The sequence below is a fragment of the Bradyrhizobium diazoefficiens genome (assembly GCF_016616885.1).
Lineage (GTDB): Bacteria > Pseudomonadota > Alphaproteobacteria > Rhizobiales > Xanthobacteraceae > Bradyrhizobium > Bradyrhizobium diazoefficiens_F.
The window spans coordinates 3,934,871-3,955,962 of record NZ_CP067102.1 but is presented as its reverse complement, the minus strand read 5'-3'; the positions used below and the strand labels follow the sequence as shown (position 1 = coordinate 3,955,962).

At 60.7% G+C, this 21,092-nt stretch carries 23 protein-coding genes; 4 read left to right on the top strand and 19 right to left on the bottom strand.

Features of this window, described 5'->3' with window-relative positions; genetic code table 11:
• Positions 1-142: 142 nt before the first annotated feature.
• The 19 genes from thiL to JJC00_RS18175 form a co-directional block, all read right to left on the bottom strand.
• Complete coding sequence (gene thiL, locus JJC00_RS18265) at positions 143-1,141, bottom strand: thiamine-phosphate kinase (protein WP_200473853.1); 999 nt, start codon at positions 1,139-1,141, stop codon at positions 143-145.
• 175 nt (positions 1,142-1,316) lie between these two features.
• A complete protein-coding gene (gene nusB / locus JJC00_RS18260) occupies positions 1,317-1,811 on the bottom strand; it encodes a transcription antitermination factor NusB (RefSeq protein ID WP_200473852.1) in 495 nt (164 codons plus the stop codon).
• Positions 1,812-1,814: 3 nt separating this feature from the next.
• Positions 1,815-2,306: a 6,7-dimethyl-8-ribityllumazine synthase gene (gene ribH / locus JJC00_RS18255; protein ID WP_200473851.1), complete on the bottom strand. Its 492-nt coding sequence runs from the start codon at positions 2,304-2,306 to the stop codon at positions 1,815-1,817.
• An 87-nt stretch (positions 2,307-2,393) separates the two neighbouring features.
• Complete coding sequence (locus JJC00_RS18250; protein ID WP_200473850.1) at positions 2,394-3,020, bottom strand: riboflavin synthase; 627 nt, start codon at positions 3,018-3,020, stop codon at positions 2,394-2,396.
• Position 3,021: 1 nt separating this feature from the next.
• Positions 3,022-4,170, bottom strand: a complete 1,149-nt coding sequence (ribD, locus tag JJC00_RS18245) for a bifunctional diaminohydroxyphosphoribosylaminopyrimidine deaminase/5-amino-6-(5-phosphoribosylamino)uracil reductase RibD (RefSeq protein WP_200473849.1) — start codon at positions 4,168-4,170, stop codon at positions 3,022-3,024.
• Positions 4,167-4,649: a transcriptional regulator NrdR gene (nrdR, locus tag JJC00_RS18240; RefSeq protein WP_027529969.1), complete on the bottom strand. Its 483-nt coding sequence runs from the start codon at positions 4,647-4,649 to the stop codon at positions 4,167-4,169. The genes ribD and nrdR overlap by 4 nt, the downstream gene beginning before the upstream one ends.
• A gap of 15 nt (positions 4,650-4,664) precedes the next feature.
• Positions 4,665-5,963 carry a serine hydroxymethyltransferase gene (glyA, locus tag JJC00_RS18235; protein WP_200473848.1) on the bottom strand — a complete coding sequence of 433 codons (1,299 nt, stop codon included), beginning with the start codon at positions 5,961-5,963 and terminating at the stop codon, positions 4,665-4,667.
• Between the two features lie 202 nt (positions 5,964-6,165).
• Complete coding sequence (locus tag JJC00_RS18230; protein WP_200473847.1) at positions 6,166-7,356, bottom strand: AAA family ATPase; 1,191 nt, start codon at positions 7,354-7,356, stop codon at positions 6,166-6,168.
• Between the two features lie 42 nt (positions 7,357-7,398).
• Positions 7,399-8,001, bottom strand: coding sequence for a plasmid pRiA4b ORF-3 family protein (locus tag JJC00_RS18225; RefSeq protein WP_200468617.1), 603 nt, complete (start codon positions 7,999-8,001; stop codon positions 7,399-7,401).
• Positions 7,998-9,563 (bottom strand): IS66 family transposase, encoded by a 1,566-nt coding sequence (gene tnpC / locus JJC00_RS18220; protein ID WP_200468616.1) that lies wholly within the window; start codon positions 9,561-9,563, stop codon positions 7,998-8,000. The genes JJC00_RS18225 and tnpC overlap by 4 nt, the downstream gene beginning before the upstream one ends.
• Before the next feature lie 52 nt (positions 9,564-9,615).
• Positions 9,616-9,969 (bottom strand): IS66 family insertion sequence element accessory protein TnpB, encoded by a 354-nt coding sequence (gene tnpB / locus JJC00_RS18215; protein WP_200468615.1) that lies wholly within the window; start codon positions 9,967-9,969, stop codon positions 9,616-9,618.
• Positions 9,963-10,385 (bottom strand): IS66-like element accessory protein TnpA, encoded by a 423-nt coding sequence (tnpA, locus tag JJC00_RS18210; protein WP_200473846.1) that lies wholly within the window; start codon positions 10,383-10,385, stop codon positions 9,963-9,965. Before tnpA ends, tnpB begins: the two co-directional genes overlap by 7 nt.
• A gap of 47 nt (positions 10,386-10,432) precedes the next feature.
• Complete coding sequence (locus JJC00_RS18205; protein WP_200473845.1) at positions 10,433-11,101, bottom strand: AAA family ATPase; 669 nt, start codon at positions 11,099-11,101, stop codon at positions 10,433-10,435.
• Positions 11,102-11,380: 279 nt separating this feature from the next.
• Complete coding sequence (locus tag JJC00_RS18200) at positions 11,381-11,602, bottom strand: hypothetical protein (protein ID WP_027529971.1); 222 nt, start codon at positions 11,600-11,602, stop codon at positions 11,381-11,383.
• Positions 11,603-11,657: 55 nt separating this feature from the next.
• Positions 11,658-11,894: a hypothetical protein gene (locus tag JJC00_RS18195; RefSeq protein ID WP_200473844.1), complete on the bottom strand. Its 237-nt coding sequence runs from the start codon at positions 11,892-11,894 to the stop codon at positions 11,658-11,660.
• A 197-nt stretch (positions 11,895-12,091) separates the two neighbouring features.
• The gene (ldtR, locus tag JJC00_RS18190; RefSeq protein ID WP_027529973.1) at positions 12,092-12,610 is read right to left on the bottom strand and encodes a transcriptional regulator LdtR; all 519 of its coding nucleotides are present in this window, start codon (positions 12,608-12,610) and stop codon (positions 12,092-12,094) included.
• 475 nt (positions 12,611-13,085) lie between these two features.
• Positions 13,086-15,344, bottom strand: a complete 2,259-nt coding sequence (locus JJC00_RS18185; protein ID WP_200473843.1) for an adenylate/guanylate cyclase domain-containing protein — start codon at positions 15,342-15,344, stop codon at positions 13,086-13,088.
• Between the two features lie 85 nt (positions 15,345-15,429).
• The gene (locus JJC00_RS18180) at positions 15,430-16,785 is read right to left on the bottom strand and encodes an LssY C-terminal domain-containing protein (protein WP_200473842.1); all 1,356 of its coding nucleotides are present in this window, start codon (positions 16,783-16,785) and stop codon (positions 15,430-15,432) included.
• Positions 16,786-16,801: 16 nt separating this feature from the next.
• The gene (locus JJC00_RS18175) at positions 16,802-17,545 is read right to left on the bottom strand and encodes a carbonic anhydrase family protein (RefSeq protein WP_200473841.1); all 744 of its coding nucleotides are present in this window, start codon (positions 17,543-17,545) and stop codon (positions 16,802-16,804) included.
• A 222-nt stretch (positions 17,546-17,767) separates the two neighbouring features.
• Here JJC00_RS18175 and JJC00_RS18170 point away from each other — a divergent pair, with 222 nt between their 5' ends.
• The 4 genes from JJC00_RS18170 to JJC00_RS18155 all read left to right on the top strand — a co-directional run bounded on the left by JJC00_RS18170 (position 17,768) and on the right by JJC00_RS18155 (position 21,082).
• A complete protein-coding gene (locus JJC00_RS18170; protein ID WP_200473840.1) occupies positions 17,768-18,787 on the top strand; it encodes a patatin-like phospholipase family protein in 1,020 nt (339 codons plus the stop codon).
• 255 nt (positions 18,788-19,042) lie between these two features.
• The gene (locus tag JJC00_RS18165; protein ID WP_200473839.1) at positions 19,043-19,519 is read left to right on the top strand and encodes a hypothetical protein; all 477 of its coding nucleotides are present in this window, start codon (positions 19,043-19,045) and stop codon (positions 19,517-19,519) included.
• Positions 19,512-20,744: an HlyD family secretion protein gene (locus tag JJC00_RS18160; RefSeq protein WP_200473838.1), complete on the top strand. Its 1,233-nt coding sequence runs from the start codon at positions 19,512-19,514 to the stop codon at positions 20,742-20,744. The genes JJC00_RS18165 and JJC00_RS18160 overlap by 8 nt, the downstream gene beginning before the upstream one ends.
• Before the next feature lie 134 nt (positions 20,745-20,878).
• Positions 20,879-21,082, top strand: coding sequence for a sodium/glutamate symporter (locus JJC00_RS18155; RefSeq protein WP_200473837.1), 204 nt, complete (start codon positions 20,879-20,881; stop codon positions 21,080-21,082).
• Positions 21,083-21,092: the final 10 nt, after the last annotated feature.

Below are 21,092 nucleotides of genomic sequence, written 5' to 3'. Positions count from 1 at the left end.
CTTGCACGAAGGTGTGGCCCTGGTCAGTCACAAGCTTGCCAAAATCGACTTGAGGGTGCAACGCCGGATGAGGTCGAAAAAGCCGATCTCGGCAGGTATTTAGGCCAATCCTGAAAGCCCGGGCGACGGTTTTGAGGAATTCCTAGAAATGGCTGTAGGACAGGCGCTTCAAGGCCAGTTCCTGGCCCTGCCCGTCAAGGAAGCGCGGGCGCTCATGGCCCGCGACGATGGTGCCGATCGCCGTGACGGTCAGACCTACTGCCCGGCCTGCGGCGATCAGCGCATCGCTGTGTGCCGGCGGTACCGTGCACAGCACCTCGTAATCGTCGCCCCCGGCAAGCAGCGTCTCAACGCAAATGGCTTTGCGGGCGACCAGGCCGGCCGCAGCGGGTGACAGGGGCAGGCTCGCCACGTTGACCACGGCGGAGACGCCGGATGCTGCACAGAGTTTCGTCAGGTCACCGGCGAGCCCGTCGGACACGTCCATCGCCGCTGTCGCATGGTCGCGCACGGCCTGCGCCAGCACATTGCGCGGCTGCGGAATCCGATAGCGCGAGATCAGCGCTTCTCGTGCAGCTGGATCGGACGTAAGCGCGGTGGCCGCCGCGCCGCCGGTGAGCACGTCGAGGCCGAGCGCGGCATCGCCGATCGTGCCCGTCACCAGGATAAGGTCACCCGGCTTGGCGCCGGTGCGGCCGACCATTCGCCCCTTCGGCACGCGGCCGAAGGCGGTGATCGAGATCATTTGAGGTCCCGGCGTCGACACCGTGTCGCCGCCGAGCAGCGGGCAGGCAAAGGTCTGCGCGTCCTCGCCAAGCGCATCCGCAAACGGCCTGAGCCATGCATCCTCCTTGCTGCGCAGCGCCAGCGTCAGCACGAAGCCGGCGGGCGCAGCCCCCTTGGCGGCGAGATCGGACAGGTTCACCCGCAGCGCCTTGCGCGCGATGGTGTCGGGGGGATCGGTGGCAAGATAATGCACGCCCTCGACCACGGCATCGGTGGTGACAACGATGTCGTCGCCGGACGAGGACAGGATGGCGGCGTCATCGACCAGCCCGAACGCGCCGGGATCCGTCGCCAGCGGCTTGAAATAGCGCGCGATGAGGGAGTCTTCGGCGGAACGATTGTGGGAGTTTGCCATTAGCGTGAGCCACACCCATCGCTGTCATCGCCCGGCTTGACCGGGCGATCCAGTATTCCAGAGACGTTCGCGTGAAGCAGATAGGCCGCAGCGTACTGGATGCCCCGCCTTCGCGGGGCATGACAGCGGAATATGGGGCAGCCACATCGCATCAGTTCACCGCCCTCGCGGGTACCTACCCCCGCCCGAACTCGTCACCGCGAAACTGGCGGCCGATCTGGTCGAGCACGGCGTTGACCATGCCGGTCTCCTCGCGGTCGACGAAGGCATTGGCGACGTCGACATATTCTGACACGACGACGCGGCCCGGCACATCCTTGCGATGCTGCAGCTCATAGGCCCCTGCCCGCAACACCGCGCGCAGGATCGCCTCGATCCGCTTCAGCGGCCAACCCTTCGACAACGCCTCGTCGATCAAGGGATCGAGCTTCTTCTGGTCGCGCACGACGCCGGAGACGACGTCGCGGAAGAATGCGGCTTCCGCCGGCAGGTAAGTCTCGCCCTCGACCTCATTGCCGAGCCAATGGCTCTCGAATTCCGCAAAGATGTCGTTGATGCCGGCGCCGGCGATGTCCATCTGGTACAGCGCCTGGACGGCTGCGAGCCGCGCGGCACCGCGCCGGTTCGCTTTCTTCTCCGTAAGGCCCGCCGGTTTCTTGGTGTCAGCCATCGCTCAGGCCCGCGCCATGCGGCGTTTGATGCGCAGCATCGCAAGTGCTGCGCGCGCGGCATCGCCGCCCTTGTTGAGCTCACTGGCGCGCGCCCGCGCCCAGGCCTGGTCCTCATTGTTGACGGTGAGGATGCCGTTGCCGAGCGGCAGCTTTCGCGCCACCGCAAGATCCATCAGCGCGCGCGAGGATTCCTGCGAGACGATCTCGAAATGAATGGTGTCGCCGCGGATGACGCAGCCGAGCGCGATCACCGCGTCATAGGGCTTGCCGTTCGCAGCAGCCGCATCAACCGCAATCGCGACCGCCGCCGGGATCTCCAGCGCGCCGGGAACCGTGATGACGTCATGGGTTAGGCCAGCTCCCTTCAGCTCGGCCACCGCGCCGTCCAGAAGCGCGTCCTGGAGATCGTCATAGAACCGCGCCTCGACAATCAGCGCGCGCGCGCCGGAAATGTCGGTCTGGTCCTTCAGGGGTGCGCGCCGCGCGTCTGCCATCGTCTCAATCCGTTTCGTGAAGTCGTCTCTGAAGTCGTCTCTTGGCTCGGCGCGTTATGTAGTCGCCGCAGGCGAGTAAGCCAAGTTTTAAACCGTCATTTCCGTCAACCGCGCCGCATAGCGGGCCATCAGATCGACCTCGATATTAACCTCGGTGCCCGCCTTCCAGCCGCCGATCGTCGTGACATCAAGCGTATGCGGGATGATCAGCACCGAAAAGGTCACGTCCTTCACCGTATTGACCGTCAGCGAGACGCCGTCGAGCGTGATCGAGCCCTTGGCGGCGATGAAGCGCGCAAGCTCCCGCGTGGTGGAGAGCTCGAACCGTGCCATGTCGGGCAGGTCCTCGCGGCTGACGATGGTTGCAATGCCGTCGGCATGGCCGGCGACGATGTGGCCGCCGAGCTCGTCGCCGATCTTGAGCGCACGCTCGAGATTAAGCTTCGTACCCAGCTTCCAGTGCTTCGCCGTCGTCAGCGCCAGCGTTTCGGCCGCCGCGTCGACCTCATACCAAGTCTTCTGAGTAGAATCCTTGCCGTCTGCGACGCCGGAAGCAACCACGGTCAAGCACACTCCGTTGCTGGCGATCGAGGCGCCGTCGGCGATGGTGGTCTGGTCATAGCTGCAGGCGATGCGCAGCCGGTGCAGCTGGCCCTGCGCCGTTGGCTTGAAGCCAACGATCTCGCCGATATCCGTGACAATGCCGGTGAACATGCTAGGCGCGCTCGTAGATGGTGAGAGTATCGTGATCGAATGTCTCGCTAGCATGAACCTTGTAGGCCTGCGACTGCGTGATTTTCGACAGGGGCAATGCATCGAGCGCATCGACGCCGCCAGCACCCACCTCTTCCGCTCCGCGGAACAGCCAGATCTCGTCGACGAGGTCGGCGGCCACGAACGATGCCGCAACGCGGCTGCCGCCCTCGACCATCAGGCGCGTGATGCCCTTCCCGGCGAGCGCATTCAGCACGGCCGGAAGATCGAGCCCGGATGCACTTCCTGGAGGCATGCGCATGATTTGCACACCGGCAGCGCCAAGGCGGGTCGCGGCCGCAGCCTCTGCTAGCTCAGAGCCGATCACCCAGACCGGTGTCTCGCGTGCGGAGCGCACGAGCTGGCTCGAGGCGGAAATGCGCAAGCTCTGGTCGAGCACCACGCGTACCGGCGAGCGTGCGGCCATGCCCGGCAGGCGGCAATTGAGCTGCGGATCGTCCGCCAGCACCGTGCCGATGCCGACCAGGATGGCATCGCTCGAGGCGCGCAGCAGATGCACGCGGTTGCGTACCGCCTCGCCCGTGATCGCGAGCGGCTTGCCACCGGCAGCGCCGATCTTGCCGTCGGGAGAGACCGCGAGCTTCAGGATCACGTGCGGACGGTGATCCCTGATGCGGCGGAAATGACCGGCGTGGTCGAACGCGGCCTCCACCGCGCACAGGCCCACATCCACGGTGATACCAGCCGCGCGCAGGCGCGCATGGCCCTGGCCTGCGACGTCCGGATTGGGATCCTCGATCGCTGCCACCACCCGCTTGATGCCGGCGGCGATCACCGCATCGGCGCAAGGCGGTGACTTGCCGAAATGCGAACAGGGCTCGAGCGTGACGTAGAGCGTCGCGCCGCGCACCGCCTCGCCTGCCCGCCGCAGCGCTTCGGGTTCGGCATGCGGTCGTCCACCAGGCTGGGTCCAGCCACGGCCGACAATCACTCCGTCTTTCACGATGACGGCGCCGACGGCCGGATTGGGCCAGGTGCGCCCCTGCCCGCGCCTGCCCAGTGCCAACGCAAGCTGCATGAAACGGCGATCGGAATCCTTGGACTCGCGGATCTTCTGGGCGAATTGATCCTCCAGGATACGGAAGATCATTTGCGGATCGCGGCGAGCCGCGCTTCCTCCTCGCCGGAGAGTTCGCCGAGCACGTCGGCGAAATCCTTGGCCTCGCGGAAATTGCGGTAGACCGAGGCGAAGCGCACATAGGCGACGTCGTCGAGCGTACGCAGATGCTCCATCACGGTCTCGCCGATCACCTCGGAGGAAATTTCGGCCTCGCCCCCGGTCTCGAGCTCGCGCACGATGGTGGAGACCATCTTCTCAACCCGCTCCGGCTCGACCGGCCGCTTGCGCAGACTGATCGAGACCGAGCGCATCAGCTTGTCGCGGTCGAACGGCACGCGGCGGCCGTTGCGCTTGATCACCGTGAGCTCGCGCAGCTGCACCCGCTCGAAGGTGGTGAAACGAAATTCGCAGGCGACGCACACGCGCCGCCTGCGGATAACGGAAGAGTCCTCGGTCGGACGCGAGTCCTTTACCTGCGTATCGAGACTGTTGCAGTTCGGGCAGCGCATCCTTTGAACCCAGCCTTACTGATAGATCGGAAACCGGTCGGTAAGCGCCTTGACCCGTTCCTTGATCGCGGCTTCGACCAGCGGCGCCTTGCCGTCGTCGGACTGCGCGATCGCGTTGAGGACTTCGGCGATCATGCCGCCGACCTGCTGGAATTCAGCGACGCCGAAGCCGCGGGTCGTCGCCGCAGGCGTACCGAGACGCAGGCCCGAGGTGACGAACGGCTTTTCGGGGTCGAACGGAATACCGTTCTTATTGCAGGTGATGGCGGCGCGGACCAGCGCCTTCTCCGACACGTTGCCCTTCAGGCCCTTCGGCCGAAGGTCAACCAGCATCAGATGGTTATCGGTGCCGCCGGAGACAATATCGAAGCCGTGGCTCTTCATCGCCTCGGCCAGCGCCTTGGCGTTCTCGACGACGTTCTTCGCGTAGACCTTGAAGTCGGGACGCAGCGCCTCGCCGAAAGCCACCGCCTTCGCCGCGATCACATGCATCAGCGGGCCGCCCTGCAGGCCGGGGAAGATCGCCGAGTTGAGCTTCTTGGCGAGCACCTCGTCATTGCTGAGGATCAGGCCGCCGCGGGGGCCGCGCAGCGATTTGTGGGTGGTGGTGGTGGTGACGTGGGCATGCGGCACGGGCGAAGCATGCACGCCGCCGGCAACGAGACCCGCGAAGTGCGCCATGTCGACCAGCAGATACGCGCCGACAGAATCCGCGATCTCGCGGAAGCGCTTGAAATCCCAGGCGCGCGAATAGGCCGAGCCGCCCGCGACGATCAGCTTCGGCTTGACCTCTTCGGCCTGCTTGGCGACCGCGTCCATGTCGATGATCTGGTCCTCGCGGCGCACGGTGTAGTGCGCGGCCTTGAACCATTTGCCGCTCATGTTGACGGGCGAGCCGTGGGTGAGATGGCCGCCGGCCGCGAGATCGAGACCCATGAAGGTGTCGCCGGGCTGCAGCAGCGCCAGGAACACCGCCTGGTTCATCTGGCTGCCGGAGTTCGGCTGCACATTGGCGAAATTGGCGCCGAACAGCTTCTTGGCGCGATCGATCGCGAGATTCTCGGCGACGTCGACCCACTCACAACCGCCATAGTAGCGCGCGCCCGGATAACCCTCTGCGTACTTGTTGGTCATCACCGAACCCTGCGCTTCCAGCACGGCCCGGCTGACGATGTTCTCGGAGGCAATCAGCTCGACTTCATGGCGTTGCCGGCCGAGCTCGCCCTTGATGGCGGCTGCGATTTCCGGATCGGCCTGCTCGAGCGAGGCGGTGAAAAACGAATCGGGCGCGGAGGCGGTTTTGGCGAAGGTCATCTTGCGAATATCTCCACCGCCGCAGCCTTTTGGCGGGCTACGGGCGGGTCTGGTGTGGTGATCGGAAGCGGCGAGCGCGATCTACCACATCGCCCGCCCCCGGCCAAGGGTTTGCGGGTCGGGCACGGGAATTATGCCAGATATGGTGGGGATCAGAATTTGAAGGTATGCGTCCGCCGTCGAAACCTTCCCCGCCGGGGCTCTAGTCCCCTTCGAGAATGGTTTTCGCAGAAAATACCCCCAAATCTGCGATTAATAGTCTGATTTCCTTAGGGATTTCACCCGAATTCATAGCGTCAACGATTGAAGTGGGCGTAACGTTGACGCTGAAATCGCGCTGAAGACGGGAATTTAGAGCGCTCAGCGCTTCCTTGCCGGGTATGATCGCTAAACGGCTCTCTGCCGTTCGCCAGAGCTCTTCAAACTCCTCCAAGATCGCTTGGCTGAACGTAGCCTCATGCACTCCCGTCGTCTGCTGACGCTCGAACGCCCGGCGTGTAGCCAGATATTGCGCCTGGACATAACTTTTTTTCTGCTTTGCAAACTCTTCGAGAAATTGCTCCGCGATCGGCTCGAGTCCAATCTTCTCGGTCTTTCCGGACCTTTTTGCCCGATCAACTCTCTTGCGTAGCACGGCTCGATCGATGGCCGCGGGGACCAGCACAAAATTCTCAATTTCCTTGCTATGATGAATGGTGACCAGCGTACAAAACTTCTCGCAATCCTCCTTTATCGCCTTTCGTTCAGGGTCACTTCGGTAGTCTTTGTCGAGAATTGCGGCGGCGAGAATTGAGCCACCGAGTGTGGTTTCCATTCCGGCCTTTAAGCTTCTGATCCTTTCAGGGTTGAACCCTTCGACTGGAACCACGGCAAAGTGGCTTCGATTTCCGACAATCGAGTAGTCAAGTTTCAGCGCAAATTTTGACAGAAGCTGAAAGTCTTGGCCTTCAACGAATACAACTCGGCGAGATTTCGCAAGTTGTGTGAGTATTGGATTCAGATTTGAGCCGAGGATTGAGAAGACCTCTTCGAGTTGCGAGGGCTGCTTGATTCTGCGACCACTCGTTCGTTGTTTGTTGATTAGCACAATGTCGTCAGTTTCAGCCTCGGTGATGATCTCGGTGGAGTGCGTTGCAAGAAGTATGTCTGGTCCCATATCGCGTAGCAGCCCGATCAGCTGGCGTTGCAACTCTGAATGGAGATAGATGTCCGGCTCGTCGATGAGAAACAGTGCGGTATCACGCGACTGAATTATGTGCGTGAGCATTTGGCACCACACTTGAAATCCGAAACCAGCCCAGAAGATTTCGCGCGGTATTCGCTCCTCCGGACAGAACATGTGCAATCGCGGCTTGCCATGAGACGTGTCAATCGTCGGGCGTTCGACATCCATTGTAAGCGTAGCCCTGCGGCCCTTTCGATTGGCGCTTGACGTCTATTTAACCCGCGTGGCGCGTCGCCGCGGCTTCCATGTGTCGGACAACGCGTTGACGGCGGCCTCGAGCGCCTTCCGGTCGATGACGTTGGGATCGAACCGCTCGGGGCCCCAGAGACGCATATGTTCGTGCTCCGGATGGCCGGGGTCACCGATGGCATCAAGGTACTCGGCATAGCCTGGGGCACCGCCGACGTCTTCCGGAGGACAACGACCGGCGGCCTCGAGCAAGAGGGGAAGTCCCTCCGTCGTGGTGTTGTCGAACCAGTTTTCGAGTTTGATCACATGGTCCCAGCTGTCGCCAAAGTCATAGAGATAATGGATCGTCTTCGCGCCGGTCTCTTGAACGATATCACAGAGCCGCGCTTTGCTGGCATCCATGGGCTGGTGGCCGTAATCGTTGTGGGGATCGGGAATCCCCCAACGGGTCTCACCAGCGAAGAACTCGAAGAGGTGGCTGTTCGTCCAGCCGAACGCCTCCTGAAGCGTCAGATGCAGTCGATCCAGGCGCAGGGTGACAGGTACGACAAGACGACGCATCACCTCCGGTTTCACATCCTTGAGGGTCACCTTGATCCGGACCGCGGTCGTATTGAGGCTCATGCTGCCAGCCGCGGATCGTGTGCATGCATCGTATAGGTCGACGCCCAGGGGAGCAGTTCGTCCAGTCGCGCCGCAGGCCAACCATTGATAAGCTTCGCGAGAACGTCGGCGAGCCAGTGCTCGGCACTGACGCTATTGAGCTTACAGGTCTCGATTAACGAAGCCAGGACTGCCCAACTCTCGGCGCCCTCATCGCAACCGGCAAAAAGGGAGTTCTTGGCGTTGAGCTTGATCGGCCGCATCGCACGCTCGACCGCATTCGTGTCCATCTCGATGCGCCCGTCATCAAGGTACAGCGTCAGGCCGTCCCAATGACGCAGCGCATAACGCAAAGCCTTCGCCGTGTCGCTCTTCTGCGCAAGGTGATCAAGCGTTGCCTCAAACCACTGCTTCAAGGCTGCAGCCAGAGGCTGGGCATGCGCTTGTCGGCCCGCACGGCGCTCGGCATCAGATCGGCCGCGGAGTGCTTTCTCGACCGCGTAGAGCTGGGCGATGCGCTCGAGGGCCTCGCGGGCAACCGGAGCTGGCGCCGGCGAAGCCTCGCGCTCGATCTTCACAAACTGGCGCCGCAGATGCGACCAGCAAAAGGCGAGCGTCCCGGACAGGGCGTCCGCACGCGTCTCTCGGGTCATGGTCTTGTAGGCCTGATAGCCATCGCAATGGATGATACCGCGATAGCCCTCGAGCAGGCTCAAGCCATGAACGGCCCCACGGCCCGGTGCATAGGCGTAAACCACGCCAGGTGGGTCAGGTCCGGCCCAAGGCCTGTCATCGCGCGAGAGCGCCCAGAAGTAGCCGGTTTTCGTCCTGCCGCGCCCCGGATCCAACACCGGCGCCGGGGTCTCATCGACACAGAGCTTCGGAGAGGCGAGCAGAAGCTCGCGCAGACGATGCCATAAGGGCTTCAATTCCCGGGCGGCATAGCCGACCCAGAAGGCGAGCGTGGAACGGTCGATGGCGATGCCGTGCGTCGCCAGCATCTGCGCCTGGCGGTAAAGCGGCAAATGCCAATGATACTTGGCGTCGATCACATGCGCGACGAGCCGCTCGGTGGGCAATCCTCCCCTGATCAGTCGCTCGGGCGCAGCGTGCTGGAGGACGACGCCGTGACAGGCGCGGCAGGCCAGCTTGGGCCGGCGGGTGACGATGACGCGATACTGCGCCGGAACGACGTCGAGCCTCTGACTCTCATCGCGACCAATCTCGAAGAGGTCGCCCTTACAAGACGGACAACAAGTCTCGGCCGGCATCAGGATTTCGACGATGCGCGGCAAATGCTCCGGAAGTTGACCACGGTTGGCTCTACGCTCGGCAGTTCTCTTCTCGCAGGTTCTGGGATTGGCGCGATCCCCGGCTGCTTCGAGGGCCGCGACGGCCTCTTCGATGTCCTCCAGAACAAGCTGTAGCTGATCAGCGTCCAGCTTTTCCGAGGACCGACCGAACTGCGCATCTTTTGCAAGCTTGAGCAACCGCTCGAGCCTGGCGCAGCGATCCAGCAGAGCCGCGGCAAAGACACGCAACTCGGCTGGATCGCTCGGCAGCTCATCAGGCAAATCACTCATTGGCCCGAGCTTGCCATGCTTCGCGCCCCGATGCAGCGAAGATTTTGTATCCTTACGCAAGCGCTTTCGGCTGCAGGATTCGAGGCGCGTGCATGCGCGTCCAATCCATGCCGGCCAGAAGCGCCGACAACTGCGCGGCGTTCATCCGCATCACGCCGGCCACGATGGGAGGCCACTTGAAGCCGCTGCTGTCGAGCCGCTTCCAGTACATCACCAGGCCGGTGCCATCCCAGACGACAATCTTCACCCGATCGGCGCGCTTCGCACGGAAGACCACCGCCACACCCTTCATCGGGTCATGGCCCAGCGTCTCCTTCGCCAAGAGCGCCAAGCCATCCGCACCCTTTCTGAAGTCCACAGGTTGGGTCGCAACGTAAATCGTGAGGCCAGCGGGTGGCGTCAGCATGAACGTGTCCGTCGGAGCGCAATGAACACATCACTCAACACAGCAAGGCCAGGCGTCCCGCGCACCTCCACGCGTGCCCCCTGGAACTCAACCGTTACAACGGCTGCATCCGGCGATCTGGAGGACTCCGCGGCCGCCGGTAGCGACGATTCCGACACCACCGGCACAAACGACAGTGTATCCACCGCAGCCGGCAGCACCAATTGACCTAAACGTGCCCGGCGCCGCCAGTCATGCACCTGCTGGGGCCGGCAGCCATGGCGGCGGGCAATATCTGTGACAACCGCGCCCGGCTCGAGGCTTTCCGCGACAATCTGTGCCTTCAAATCATCTGGCCACTGCTTGCGACCGGAGCCAGCATACACTTCGATACGCGGCGACAACGGTCGTCTTATGTCGTCCGAATGGTCTTCCATTGTGAGCACCCTTGCCGAAGATGACTCTTCTAGCGGCGCTCCCAAATCTACGCACAAACAATCTGAAGGGCATCGGCGCCACGCTTACCATCCATTCCTGGCCACGTGCGAATTAACGCGGCCCGAAATTCATCGAACTTCTCGGGAAAGTGATGCCAAATATTTCGGAAGTTACGCGCCGCGCGATAATTGAATAGCGCTAGCCGTGCGGCTTCAGACTCATAAAGATTTTCGTTGTGTTCAAGCGGCCCGAGTATCGGAACGAAGCCGATCCTGCAGTTGAAATGTGACCTAAAGGTTGAAGGCGTGAAGCTCGAACGGCTGTCCGAGTTTGCAATCAGATAGCAAGTGCCCTGCTCTGGAAAATAGAGGATCAATTCATTTGAATTTGAAAGGACAAATCGTACCGTCGCCGATTCGGAATCATCGTAGTTGTAGAACAAGTTCTCCTCGGCAACGGAAATACTACTTAAATCTATCTGATAACCATGGGTCAGTCCCATTCCTTTCGGACCATTTATCACCTCTGCCTTTCTATTATTGGCTCGTCTCATGCCTGCTGCGAGAATACGAAATGCCGCCAAGATGGTCGACTTTCCTGCATTGTTTGGTCCCACCAAAATATTGAAATGCCGAAGCGAAAGACTGAACCTCTTGAATGCTTTGAAGCGCGAAAATTCGACCCTAACAAAACGTGTCGCTTCATCACTCGGCATAGCTTGCCGCCCCCGGTTTGTGGGTCGCGCGGATATTGGCGCGAGCCATTGCGATTCAGCCCTCGCGCACGGCGAGATTTCTTCGCCTGAATTCATTGGAATTTGGCCGATCTCGTTTGCCGGCCCGAGGCAGTAGATTTTACTTACAACTAACGGTGGTCCACATCGATCGACTAAAGGTCGAACGACGAGAGTTTTCCCCATCCGCCAACGCAACTCGGAAGAAAACTAGAGGTATCAACCTCTAGATCTCAAGGTATCTTAATACAGATTGGGCCACTACAACCCGGTATACCCCGCCTTCACGGGATCGACGCTGCCATCGAGCTGGCGCAGATAGGTCAGGCCGCAGACAGTCAACCTGTGGGGGTCCTTCTCGCCGGCTTCCATCAAGGTGTTGAGGTAATTCGTCACCTTCAAGCGCGCCTCTGCGCTCGCCGCGGAGGTGCGGTTGGCGAGCAGGTCATAGGTCTGCATGATGCGGTCAATGGCGGCTTCCATGGCACCCTCTGGTTCTCTGAAGTTTTGGGGTTCTCTGAAGTTTTGGGAGTCTTGATCAGGCAACCGCTCTGGCCTCGGCCTGCGCCTCGAACCTGGCGATGGCCTTGTTGGCCAGCCTGATCTTGTTGAATTCGCCGTGCTGGAGCAGCTTGATGATGATCTCGAGCAGGCGCTCATTGGTGACGAGCGTGTCGGGGATCGCGCCGGAGCGGCGAAGGTAATTCGCGGCAATGGCGTAGGCATCGCTCACGAGCTCGACGTTTGTAGCCTGCAACCCGCGCTCGACCAGCATCATATCCTCCGATCCAGAGAGATAACCGCGAGGCACGGAACGGGTTCCGTTCGGACTGTCGAATTTTTCGCAACTGCGAGACGACAAAACGCACCGGTCCGGGACAATCCGGGCCGGCGCGTTTGGGGAAGGCAGGCAAGTTCGGGATGGCTTGCCGGTCTTGTTATGGGCCGGCTTGGCCAAATCCCTTGGAAAGCTCAGAGCCGATACAGGATCTGGTCGGTCCAGAACCGCTCGAGGCGGTGCAGCGACTTGTTGAGGGTCGAGAACTCTTCGCCCGAGATGCCGCCGACCTGTTCCACGGTCTTGACGTGCTTCTGGTAGAGGGAGTCGACGATGCGGCGGACTTCCTGGCCCTGCGGCGTCAGGCGAATGCGCACCGAGCGGCGGTCAACGCGCGAGCGCTGATGATCGAGGAAGCCGAGCTCGACGAGCTTCTTCAGATTGTAGGAGACGTTGGAGCCGAGATAGTAGCCGCGCGTGCGCAGCTCGCCCGCGGTCAGCTCCTTGTCGCCGATGTTATAGAGCAGGAGCGCCTGCACGGAATTGATGTCGGCGCGGCCACGACGATCGAACTCGTCCTTGATCACGTCGAGGAGACGGCGATGCAGCCGCTCCACCAGAGTCAATGCTTCCAGATAGAGCGACTGCACCGAACCCTGCGGGCCCGAAACGCGCTCCGCGGTATCTGCCGCAGTTGCGACTGCTTTCATCATGACACTTCCCCTGTTGTCGTTTTTATCGACACTTATTCGACGAAACTTGTGTCCCGTCTGATAGGTGCAACTTAAGGGGAGCGTTTGAAGATCGGCTTAAATAAGAGAATAAAGAGATCATGAATTTAAGACAGTGAATTGCGGATTAAGCCTGTACCACAAGCACTTTTCGCAACCCTCTGTTGACCGTCGCAAGGTCTTGTTCACCCTCCGTCCGCGGCATGTGTCGCATTCCAGAACAGCCTGCCCTGTTTCGAAACGAGGCTGTAAGATGTGTGGCGAATTGGTCGGGATAAGCCGAGGCAACGCGCGGTCAACCACGTGGACGCGAAATCGCTCTCATGTCCCGGATCAGGGGCAAGGGCCATTGAATTAGATCTGACAGCCCTGGCAAGCGTCGCCCATCGGCAATCCAGCATTGGATGCCCCTGCGGCCGGACAAGCGGTTACCGGCTCGTCTCGTGGAGATTACAGTTCATTTTGCCGGCGCAGTGGTCACTTCAGCTCTCGGGACGTGGGTCGACATACAGAGAGCAAGCATTGCTTTGGCAACACCATCGTTGGGGAATTCCCGAAGGATCTCCTGGTATCGGCCGGTAGCGCCGGCAATGTCCCCGGCCTCAAAGCGGTTGGAGGCGGCCCACGTCAGCTTGCTCAGCCGCTGGTCGGCAGGTCCTGCTTGAAGTTCCGGGTCATCGGTATTTGCCAGTCCGACCAACTCGTAGATCATGAAATCCTGCCTACGGCCTTTGACTTGAACGTGACGCAACGGCCTTGCGACGATCTCGGATGCGACGGCATTAAACATGCTGTCGCTGATGCAAATGGTCGTGCCGAACGTCTTGTTCGTGCCCTCCAGTCGCGCCGCCACGTTGACGCCGTCACCAATCGCCGTGTAGCTGAATCGATCCGACGATCCGATATTGCCGACCAACACCTCGGCGCAGTTGAGTCCGATCCGGATCCGGAGCGAGGGCCTCCCCGCCGCACGCCAGTTTTCGTTGACCCGCTCCATTCGCCGTACGGCTCGTAATGCGCCCGCACATCCACGCAGCACATGATCCGACAGCGCAAGCGGGGCGCCCCAGAACGCCATGATGCCGTCGCCGATAAATTTGTCGACAGTTCCCTGCTCATCGGAGATCGACCGCGTGACCTGCTCGAAATAGATTGACATCTGTTCAAGCAGCGCATCTGGCGTCAATTGCTCAGCATGGGTCGAGAAATTCTCCAGGTCAGCGAACAGGACGGTCAGATGCCGCCTCTCCACGCCCAGACGAAGCGGAATACCAGACTTGACTAGACCGCGAACCACATCCACCGGAGCGAACGAGCAAAACGACTGCAGCGAGTTGCGGAGAAGCGACGCAGCCGATTGAAGCTGCGCAATTTCCCTTACTGTGGACAAGCGACTCGTCGGCTGCTGCTCGAAAGACAGGGTCTCGACGGATTTCAGCTCCTGCGAGATACTTTCGATGGGACGCGAAAGTTGCCGAGACAGAAAGTAAATCAGAAAAAGCTCTGCGGCTGAGAGTGCGACGATGATGACAACGATCCGCTGATTCGTCTTTTTGAGCTCACCGATGAAGTCGTCGGTCGGTGTGAGGATGACGGCCTCCCATTGATGCCCGAAGCTAACAGGGAACCGGGCAAAGGATGCGCTCAGCTCGGATCCATCCTTGGGCGATCGAAACAGGAAATTGTCGTCCTTCGTTTGCCTTTGCAACCGATACGCCTCGCGCGCATCGGGATCATCAATGTTATCCAGCCGCGCGACCTCGAGCTTGCCGTCGAGCACCCGAACGCTCTTTTGCCGATCGGATGCGGCTATCACGCTGCCGTCCGTCGGATCGGCGACGATTGCCGTACTGTGCGCGCTGGCGCGATGCGTCGCCAGGAATCCCGACAACACAACGGGCGTGATGCTGGCGCCCGCGCAGCCGATGAAGGTGCCATCTTGGAGGATCGGGACTCTGAGATTGATGATTGGATATCCGGTATCGACATTGATCTGCGGCTGCGTGATCGCCAAGGTTCGCTTGTCCTTCGCCTCCGGATAGCCCGATGTCGTTCGATAATCGGTGAGGGTTGGAACGACGTATTCTCCGACGACATGGCCCCAGCTGTCGAAGAACGTCCGATGACGACTGCGATTTTCGCCCACCGAGAAATCATCGATGAAATTCGCATGCCAATTGGCGGTTCGCGGTATCCTTACGTCGGAGCGCCGGCGATCATCATCGATTCGAGTCACCGCTCGGTGGTATCCATCCTCAAAACTCACGAACGCAGCGTCGATTTCGGCGGCGGTTGTCAACGCGCGATAAAGGACGTCGTTACTCCTCCCGGTCCGAAGGAAATCGGGGTTAGCTGCCGTCACTTCGGCCAGCAGGCGCAACGTCGCCGCCACGCCGCCGATCATGTCTTCAACATTCTCCATGCTGGCCCGGCTGGTCTTTGCGACGTCCTCATGCAGGATCGCAATGATCGCTTCCGAGTTACGGTAATAACTGTAGAGCAGGATAAAAATTAGAACGGGGATGCTGAGCCCGACGAAGAGGCCGGCCATAATCGCGCTGAGCTTTGGTCTTTTCACGATGACCTCAAGTCGGCGGCGGGCTCGCTGCACCAGCAACCTTCCGACTACGCGCCGCGGTGACCAGAAGGACGCTCGCATCGTGATGCAATCCTGGCTGACAACGAGCCCGTTTGCGCCATAATAGCCGAAAAGCACGAATCCGTCAGCGGAATCGATGGGCCAGTATCTTGATCGTCGGCACCTCGGGCACGGCAGGCATGGCCGGCGTAAGTACTGTTGCTTACCGCTGCTGTTCCTGTTGGCGAGGACGCTCCCAATCCAGGAATTCGATCTGATCGAAGGCCCGTCGAGGCGTGCCGACGAACATGACGACCCGAAGGCCATCGGTCAGATAGGGATCGCCACCGAGATTGGCGCGCGGGTCAGGCATCGACGATGCCCCGACGCCCTGCACGAAGCCGAAACGGGAAACCGCCCCCGACATGATCAGATCCTGCAGCAGATAGGTGCGGTCCTGGTCGACGTCCGGGCTAACTCGATGCGTGGTCAGGTACCAGACTTGCGTCGTCAGCTTGATCCCGATATCGCGACTGATCTGGCCGACCCAGACGTGCTGACCTTCAACCGTGAAAGGTGCGAGCCATAGCCGCAGATGATTGCGCAGGCTGATGTTGTTGCGGGCCTTCTGCAGCGCGACATCCTGCCCTCTTCCGAAAACATGCAGCGGGCTGACAGGCGCATTGAGATATTCGCTGCGAAACAGGAAAGCCTGGATCGTCCGATAGACGCTGTGCAGGTCGAATGGCTCGTCCAGCTTCCATCCGCGTCCAACGAACGCAAACAATGCATCCAGTCCGCCGCCGACGACGACGATGTTGAGCGGGTCGCCGTTGCTGCTACCGCTTCTGTTGGTCGCGCAGCAGGGTAGCCGTGCCAGCTCTTCGCGCAACCCCGGCAGATCGACATCCTTCACCGCGCCTGGCGCATAGATACTTCCGAAATCGACTCTCTGGACAGCATAGGACATCCCGCGGATCGGCAGGGCGAACCGGAACAGGAGTTCCTCCGTGCCGGTCTCGAATCCAACACTGAACAGCTTCAAACCGCCTTCGCGATGCGTGAAGACGAAGCCCGCCGCGGTCCGCCTCTGCGGGATGATGTCTGGCATCGGGGCCTGCGTAACTGCGGCTTTGACCGCCGCATTGGCGCTGCCTGGCCACCATCCGCTAACCAGCCGTTCGACCTCCGATTCCGAAAAGTAATTCGGATCAGTGACGATCGGCAGAAACTCCAGAACGGACTCACCGGCGTTGTCGACCTCCAGCCAGATTGCTTGAATGCCGTGATCGGCCAGTGAGGCGCCGAAATAGCGCTGGCTTTCATCGTCGGTCAGAACCGCCGCGCGAACGGTCACGGCGTCCTGCCGACGAAGTTCGGCGCGCGACACGAATGATTGCTTCGCCGATGGATCGGGGCCGTCGGCACGGGACCAATCGACCACGGCAATCCCGAGAAGCAATGCTGTCGCCAACGCAAGCCAGCGCCATCGCTTCGTGGGAAGCCAATTCGGTCGCAGAACCATGGCCCAGGCGGTGCCTGAAAGGAAACCAGCGTTCTCGACCGCGCCCGGCTCCATGACTACCCCCTGAGCTTCAGCCGAAGAACTCCACGGCACCGGTTTCGAGGTTATACATGGCGCCGGTGATCTTGATGTTACCTCTGGCTTCCAACTCAGCCAAGACCGGGCTGTCTTTCCGGATATCGGCCACGGTCATTTCTACGTTCTTGCGCGCAACGGCGTCCACAAAGGCGTAATTCTTCGCCGACCGCTCGCCCGTATAGGCTGTCGCTTGAACTGCGGGTTTGATCTTGGCCAGCAATCCCGTGAGATTCCCCAGCTCCGCGTTGTCGATGGCGCCTTTGATTGCTCCACAGGCGGTGTGACCCATGACCAGCACGACTTTGGCACCCGCCAGTTTGCAGGCAAACTCGAGGCTGCCTAGAATATCCGCGTTTTCAACGTTGCCCGCGACCCGACAGTTGAAAATATCGCCGATCCCGAGGTCCATGATGACCTCTGCCGGGGCGCGCGAGTCAATGCAACTGAGCAGCGCCGCTGCAGGGTATTGTCCCGAGACGCTTACCTTCTGTTCGCGCAGGTAATTGCGCTCCTTCCTTTCGCCCTTCCGAAAGCGCGCGTTTCCGTTTTTCATCGCCTGGATGATTTGATCGGGGCTCAACTTGTCGCGCAGATCCTTGGTAAGCGCGTCCGCGCGGGCGTCAGCTGCCAAAAACAGGCTTCCACCGCCGAATGCGGCCGCCGTCGCTCCGCTCGCGAGCTTGAGAAAATAGCGGCGGTTGAAACAATTGCAGTCCCGCTGTGAATCCCGGTGCATTGGCTGCCCCCCCACGAGCTGTATGTCCCCAACACACTAAGCTTAAACCTTAGCCTATGACAGTGATAAAGTGCGGCGACAAGGACGTTCAATCAGCACGGGTTAGGTAAGGACTGGCCACTTATCCGGCGATAGATAGGAGCCTTCTCAAACTCGCCCAGTGCGAGCAGGATACGATTTGGTGCTGCCTTCGCCTACTCACTCCAAAATCAGAAGAACGCCATGGACCGCGAGCCTGTATCAATCGATCTCGCGCTTCAAGGCGGCGGCTCCCATGGGGCATTCACCTGGGGCGTGTTGGATCGTCTCCTCGAAGAACCGTGGCTCCGTATCGCGGGGATTTCCGGTACCTCAGCCGGCGCGATGAACGCCGCCGTGCTGGCGGACGGATGGTTGAAAGGGGAAGCCGCGGGCGCCCGCAAAGCGCTCAACGAGTATTGGCTGCGGATCTCGCAGGCCGCAGCGTTCAGTCCGCTGCGACGGTCTTTCTTCGACAGGATGGCGGGCCGCTGGTCTCTCGACGGCTCTCCGGCCTATTTCGCGCTGGACATGCTGTCGCGAATGCTTTCCCCGTATGATCTCAATCCGTTTGGCTTCGACCCGCTGCGCGAGGTTCTGGCCGACAGCATCGATTTTGAAGCGCTTTCCCGCTCCCCGATCAAGCTGTTCGTCACCGCGACAAGTGTCCGGACCGGCCGCGGACGCATCTTTCGGAATCCGGAGATCACGGTCGATGCGCTGCTGGCGTCGGCCTGCCTTCCGACGATGTTCAAAGCCGTCGAAATTGACGGCGAGGCCTATTGGGATGGCGGTTACGCCGGAAACCCCACCATCACGCCACTGGTTCGCGAGAGCGACGCCCACGACACGATCCTGGTGCAGATCAATCCGCCCCAGCGGGCGAAGACACCTCGCTCTGCCGCGGAAATTATGGATCGGCTCAATGAGATTTCCTTCAATTCTCCGCTGACGAAGGAACTGCGGATGATCGCACTGTTGCGGCAAGTCGCCGATCCCGGAACGGGAGAAGGCGCCCGCTGGGCGCAGATGCGAGCGCACTGGATCAAGAGCGAAATGCTGACCCATCTCGGCGCGTCCTCGAAATTCAATGCCGAGTGGGAGTTTCTGGAATTGCTTCGGGACGAAGGTCGCCGCGCCGCCGGCGAATTCCTGGATACGAATGCGGATCACCTGGGTAAGCGCTCCACGGCCGATCTGGATGTGTTGCTCAAAGAATGCTGAACAAGGTTTGCGACCAGCCTCATTATCCCCCGCTGCGCGGACAAATCGTCGAGGCTCCTTGGAGGCCCCGCCAGAGTTGCAGGGGCAGTCTCCAAGATGTACCATCGAGACGGGAGTTATGGCAGGCAGGGGGAGAACCCATGATCGCAGGTTGATCGACTTCGATCGTACGCTCCCCACGTCCCATTCGATTTGCAGGTGCCGATCGGGCATCAGATTTCGCGCGCGCTCCCTGCGCAGGTCGTGGAGGCTCTCATGAGTGATCGACTGCATCCGCTCGCTCCTCACCACCTGCCGCCTTTCATTGCTGCGCCGGGCGAGACCGACGTGTTGATGGTCGTGGTGGGAATCCTTCTGATTGTCGCCGTCCTCGCTATCGGCAACGTGTATTTGCGGCTGCACAGCTTGCCCGAGCGGATGGCGCACAAGTCCCAAAAGCTACAGTTCGAGATCGTAGCTGTTCTGGGCCTGTTGGCGCTGTTCACGCATGTCCATCTGTTCTGGATTGCGGCCCTCCTGCTTGCCATGATCGACCTGCCTGATTTTGGGACGCCGCTGCGCAGCATAGCCGGATCAGTCAAGAAGATGGCGGGCTCGACCGACGACCTCCAGACCGTCGAGGCAGGTAGCGACATTGAAGCTGCTGCATCGACGGCCATGTCAGAAAAGGCAAAGCCGTCGGAAAAGGGAATCGCGCCGGCCTCAAAAGAGGAGGTACCGAGCCATGCTTGAGCTGCTCCTCTGCTCGATTCTCACGATCCTGCCGGACTACCTGTTTCGCCGCTACGTCCAGGGAAAGCACCTGGGCAAGGAAATTACATTTTATTCGGTCTGGTTCGAGCTGAGATGGGGCATCGTCAGCTGCCTGATGCTCACGATCGGGCTCATCACACTGATCTTCTATTTCCATCCCTCGAGCACCACTGCCACCCTGTTCTTCAGAACCGTGCCGATCCTCCCCGAGACGGTCGGTCGCGTCGCGGAGGTCGATCTTGGCGTGAGCGAGGCCGTCGACAAAGGCGCTGTCCTATTCAAATTGGACAGTTCAAAACAGGAAGCCGCGTTGGAAACCGCCCGCAGGCAGATCGCCGAGGTCGATGCCGCAATGGTCTCGGCGCAGACGGACGTGACCAGGGCAGAGGCTCAGATACAGGAAGCGAAAAGCGCCCACAAACAGGCGGTCGACGAACTGCAGGTCAAGAGCGAACTGCAGCGGCGCAATCCGGGCATTGTCCCGCAGCGCGATATCGAAAAGCTCCAGGTTGCGGTCGACGGGCGGCAAGCTACAATCGATGCCGCCGTCGCGGCAAAACAATCGACCGAGGCACGGGTCTCGACGCTGCTGCCCGCACAAAAGGCAAGCGCAGAAGCCGCGCTCGCGCAGGCGCAAGTGGAATATGACAAGACCATCGTTCGTGCCGGCTTCGCCGGGCGTGTCGAGCAGTTCTCCCTTCGCGTGGGTGACATCGTCAATCCGTTGATGCGGCCGGCCGGAATCCTGATACCGGAGGGTGCAGGTCGACGTGGGCTGCAGGCTGGATTTCCACAGATCGAGGCCCAGGTTCTCAAACCTGGCATGGTGGGCGAGGCCGTTTGCATCTCCAAGCCGTGGACGGTGATCCCGTTGGTCGTCACGGCCGTTCAGGACTATATCGCGACCGGACAATTCCGCGGTGGAGAGCAGCTTCTGGATGCCCAGAGTGCGGCGAGACCGGGGACCATTCTGGTGTCCCTCGAGCCAATATATGAAGGCGGACTTGAAGGGGTGACGGCGGGAAGCACCTGCGTTGTCAACGCATACACGAGCAACCACGACATCATTTCTTCGGGACAGGTCGGCTGGTTCAAGAGCTTTGCATTGCATGCCATCGATGCCGTCGGGGTTGTCCACGCCATGCTGCTGAGGATCCAGGCGCTGTTGCTGCCTATCCAGACGCTGGTTCTAACCGGACATTGAGAAGGGATTGGCTCGAAGCCGAGAGTCTGCGCCAGGCCCGTATGATAATCGTCGCGGAACCGCCGTGAGAGAATATTGGCTGTTCTCGCGCGCGAGTTTGGCGGGGATCTAGTGAAGAGCTAAGGGACACGCAGATGATCGCGCTCGATGCTGATCAGGTGCTACACGTGCGACCCTTCTTGTCGGTCACAGCCGGAGTCATAGTGCTCTTCGTGGGCAAGATGCTCAATGAGCGCTTTGCGGGACTTCGTGAGTACAACATCCCCGAGCCCGTGACCGGAGGGCTCCTCTTTTCGATTGCGTTCGGCCTCGTTCATCTCTTCCTCTCCGCCGTGTGACTTGGAAGGT

What these genes read in the sequence shown, in the direction of transcription:
- thiL (WP_200473853.1), bottom strand. Translation starts at nt 1,141, where the DNA reads ATGGCAAACTCCCACAATCGTTCCGCCGAAGACTCCCTCATCGCGCGC.
- nusB (WP_200473852.1), bottom strand. Translation starts at nt 1,811, where the DNA reads ATGGCTGACACCAAGAAACCGGCGGGCCTTACGGAGAAGAAAGCGAAC.
- ribH (WP_200473851.1), bottom strand. Translation starts at nt 2,306, where the DNA reads ATGGCAGACGCGCGGCGCGCACCCCTGAAGGACCAGACCGACATTTCC.
- JJC00_RS18250 (WP_200473850.1), bottom strand. Translation starts at nt 3,020, where the DNA reads ATGTTCACCGGCATTGTCACGGATATCGGCGAGATCGTTGGCTTCAAG.
- ribD (WP_200473849.1), bottom strand. Translation starts at nt 4,170, where the DNA reads ATGATCTTCCGTATCCTGGAGGATCAATTCGCCCAGAAGATCCGCGAG.
- nrdR (WP_027529969.1), bottom strand. Translation starts at nt 4,649, where the DNA reads ATGCGCTGCCCGAACTGCAACAGTCTCGATACGCAGGTAAAGGACTCG.
- glyA (WP_200473848.1), bottom strand. Translation starts at nt 5,963, where the DNA reads ATGACCTTCGCCAAAACCGCCTCCGCGCCCGATTCGTTTTTCACCGCC.
- JJC00_RS18230 (WP_200473847.1), bottom strand. Translation starts at nt 7,356, where the DNA reads ATGGATGTCGAACGCCCGACGATTGACACGTCTCATGGCAAGCCGCGA.
- JJC00_RS18225 (WP_200468617.1), bottom strand. Translation starts at nt 8,001, where the DNA reads ATGAGCCTCAATACGACCGCGGTCCGGATCAAGGTGACCCTCAAGGAT.
- tnpC (WP_200468616.1), bottom strand. Translation starts at nt 9,563, where the DNA reads ATGAGTGATTTGCCTGATGAGCTGCCGAGCGATCCAGCCGAGTTGCGT.
- tnpB (WP_200468615.1), bottom strand. Translation starts at nt 9,969, where the DNA reads ATGCTGACGCCACCCGCTGGCCTCACGATTTACGTTGCGACCCAACCT.
- tnpA (WP_200473846.1), bottom strand. Translation starts at nt 10,385, where the DNA reads ATGGAAGACCATTCGGACGACATAAGACGACCGTTGTCGCCGCGTATC.
- JJC00_RS18205 (WP_200473845.1), bottom strand. Translation starts at nt 11,101, where the DNA reads ATGCCGAGTGATGAAGCGACACGTTTTGTTAGGGTCGAATTTTCGCGC.
- JJC00_RS18200 (WP_027529971.1), bottom strand. Translation starts at nt 11,602, where the DNA reads ATGGAAGCCGCCATTGACCGCATCATGCAGACCTATGACCTGCTCGCC.
- JJC00_RS18195 (WP_200473844.1), bottom strand. Translation starts at nt 11,894, where the DNA reads ATGCTGGTCGAGCGCGGGTTGCAGGCTACAAACGTCGAGCTCGTGAGC.
- ldtR (WP_027529973.1), bottom strand. Translation starts at nt 12,610, where the DNA reads ATGATGAAAGCAGTCGCAACTGCGGCAGATACCGCGGAGCGCGTTTCG.
- JJC00_RS18180 (WP_200473842.1), bottom strand. Translation starts at nt 16,785, where the DNA reads ATGGAGCCGGGCGCGGTCGAGAACGCTGGTTTCCTTTCAGGCACCGCC.
- JJC00_RS18175 (WP_200473841.1), bottom strand. Translation starts at nt 17,545, where the DNA reads ATGCACCGGGATTCACAGCGGGACTGCAATTGTTTCAACCGCCGCTAT.
- JJC00_RS18170 (WP_200473840.1), top strand. Translation starts at nt 17,768, where the DNA reads ATGGACCGCGAGCCTGTATCAATCGATCTCGCGCTTCAAGGCGGCGGC.
- JJC00_RS18165 (WP_200473839.1), top strand. Translation starts at nt 19,043, where the DNA reads ATGAGTGATCGACTGCATCCGCTCGCTCCTCACCACCTGCCGCCTTTC.
- JJC00_RS18160 (WP_200473838.1), top strand. Translation starts at nt 19,512, where the DNA reads ATGCTTGAGCTGCTCCTCTGCTCGATTCTCACGATCCTGCCGGACTAC.
- JJC00_RS18155 (WP_200473837.1), top strand. Translation starts at nt 20,879, where the DNA reads ATGATCGCGCTCGATGCTGATCAGGTGCTACACGTGCGACCCTTCTTG.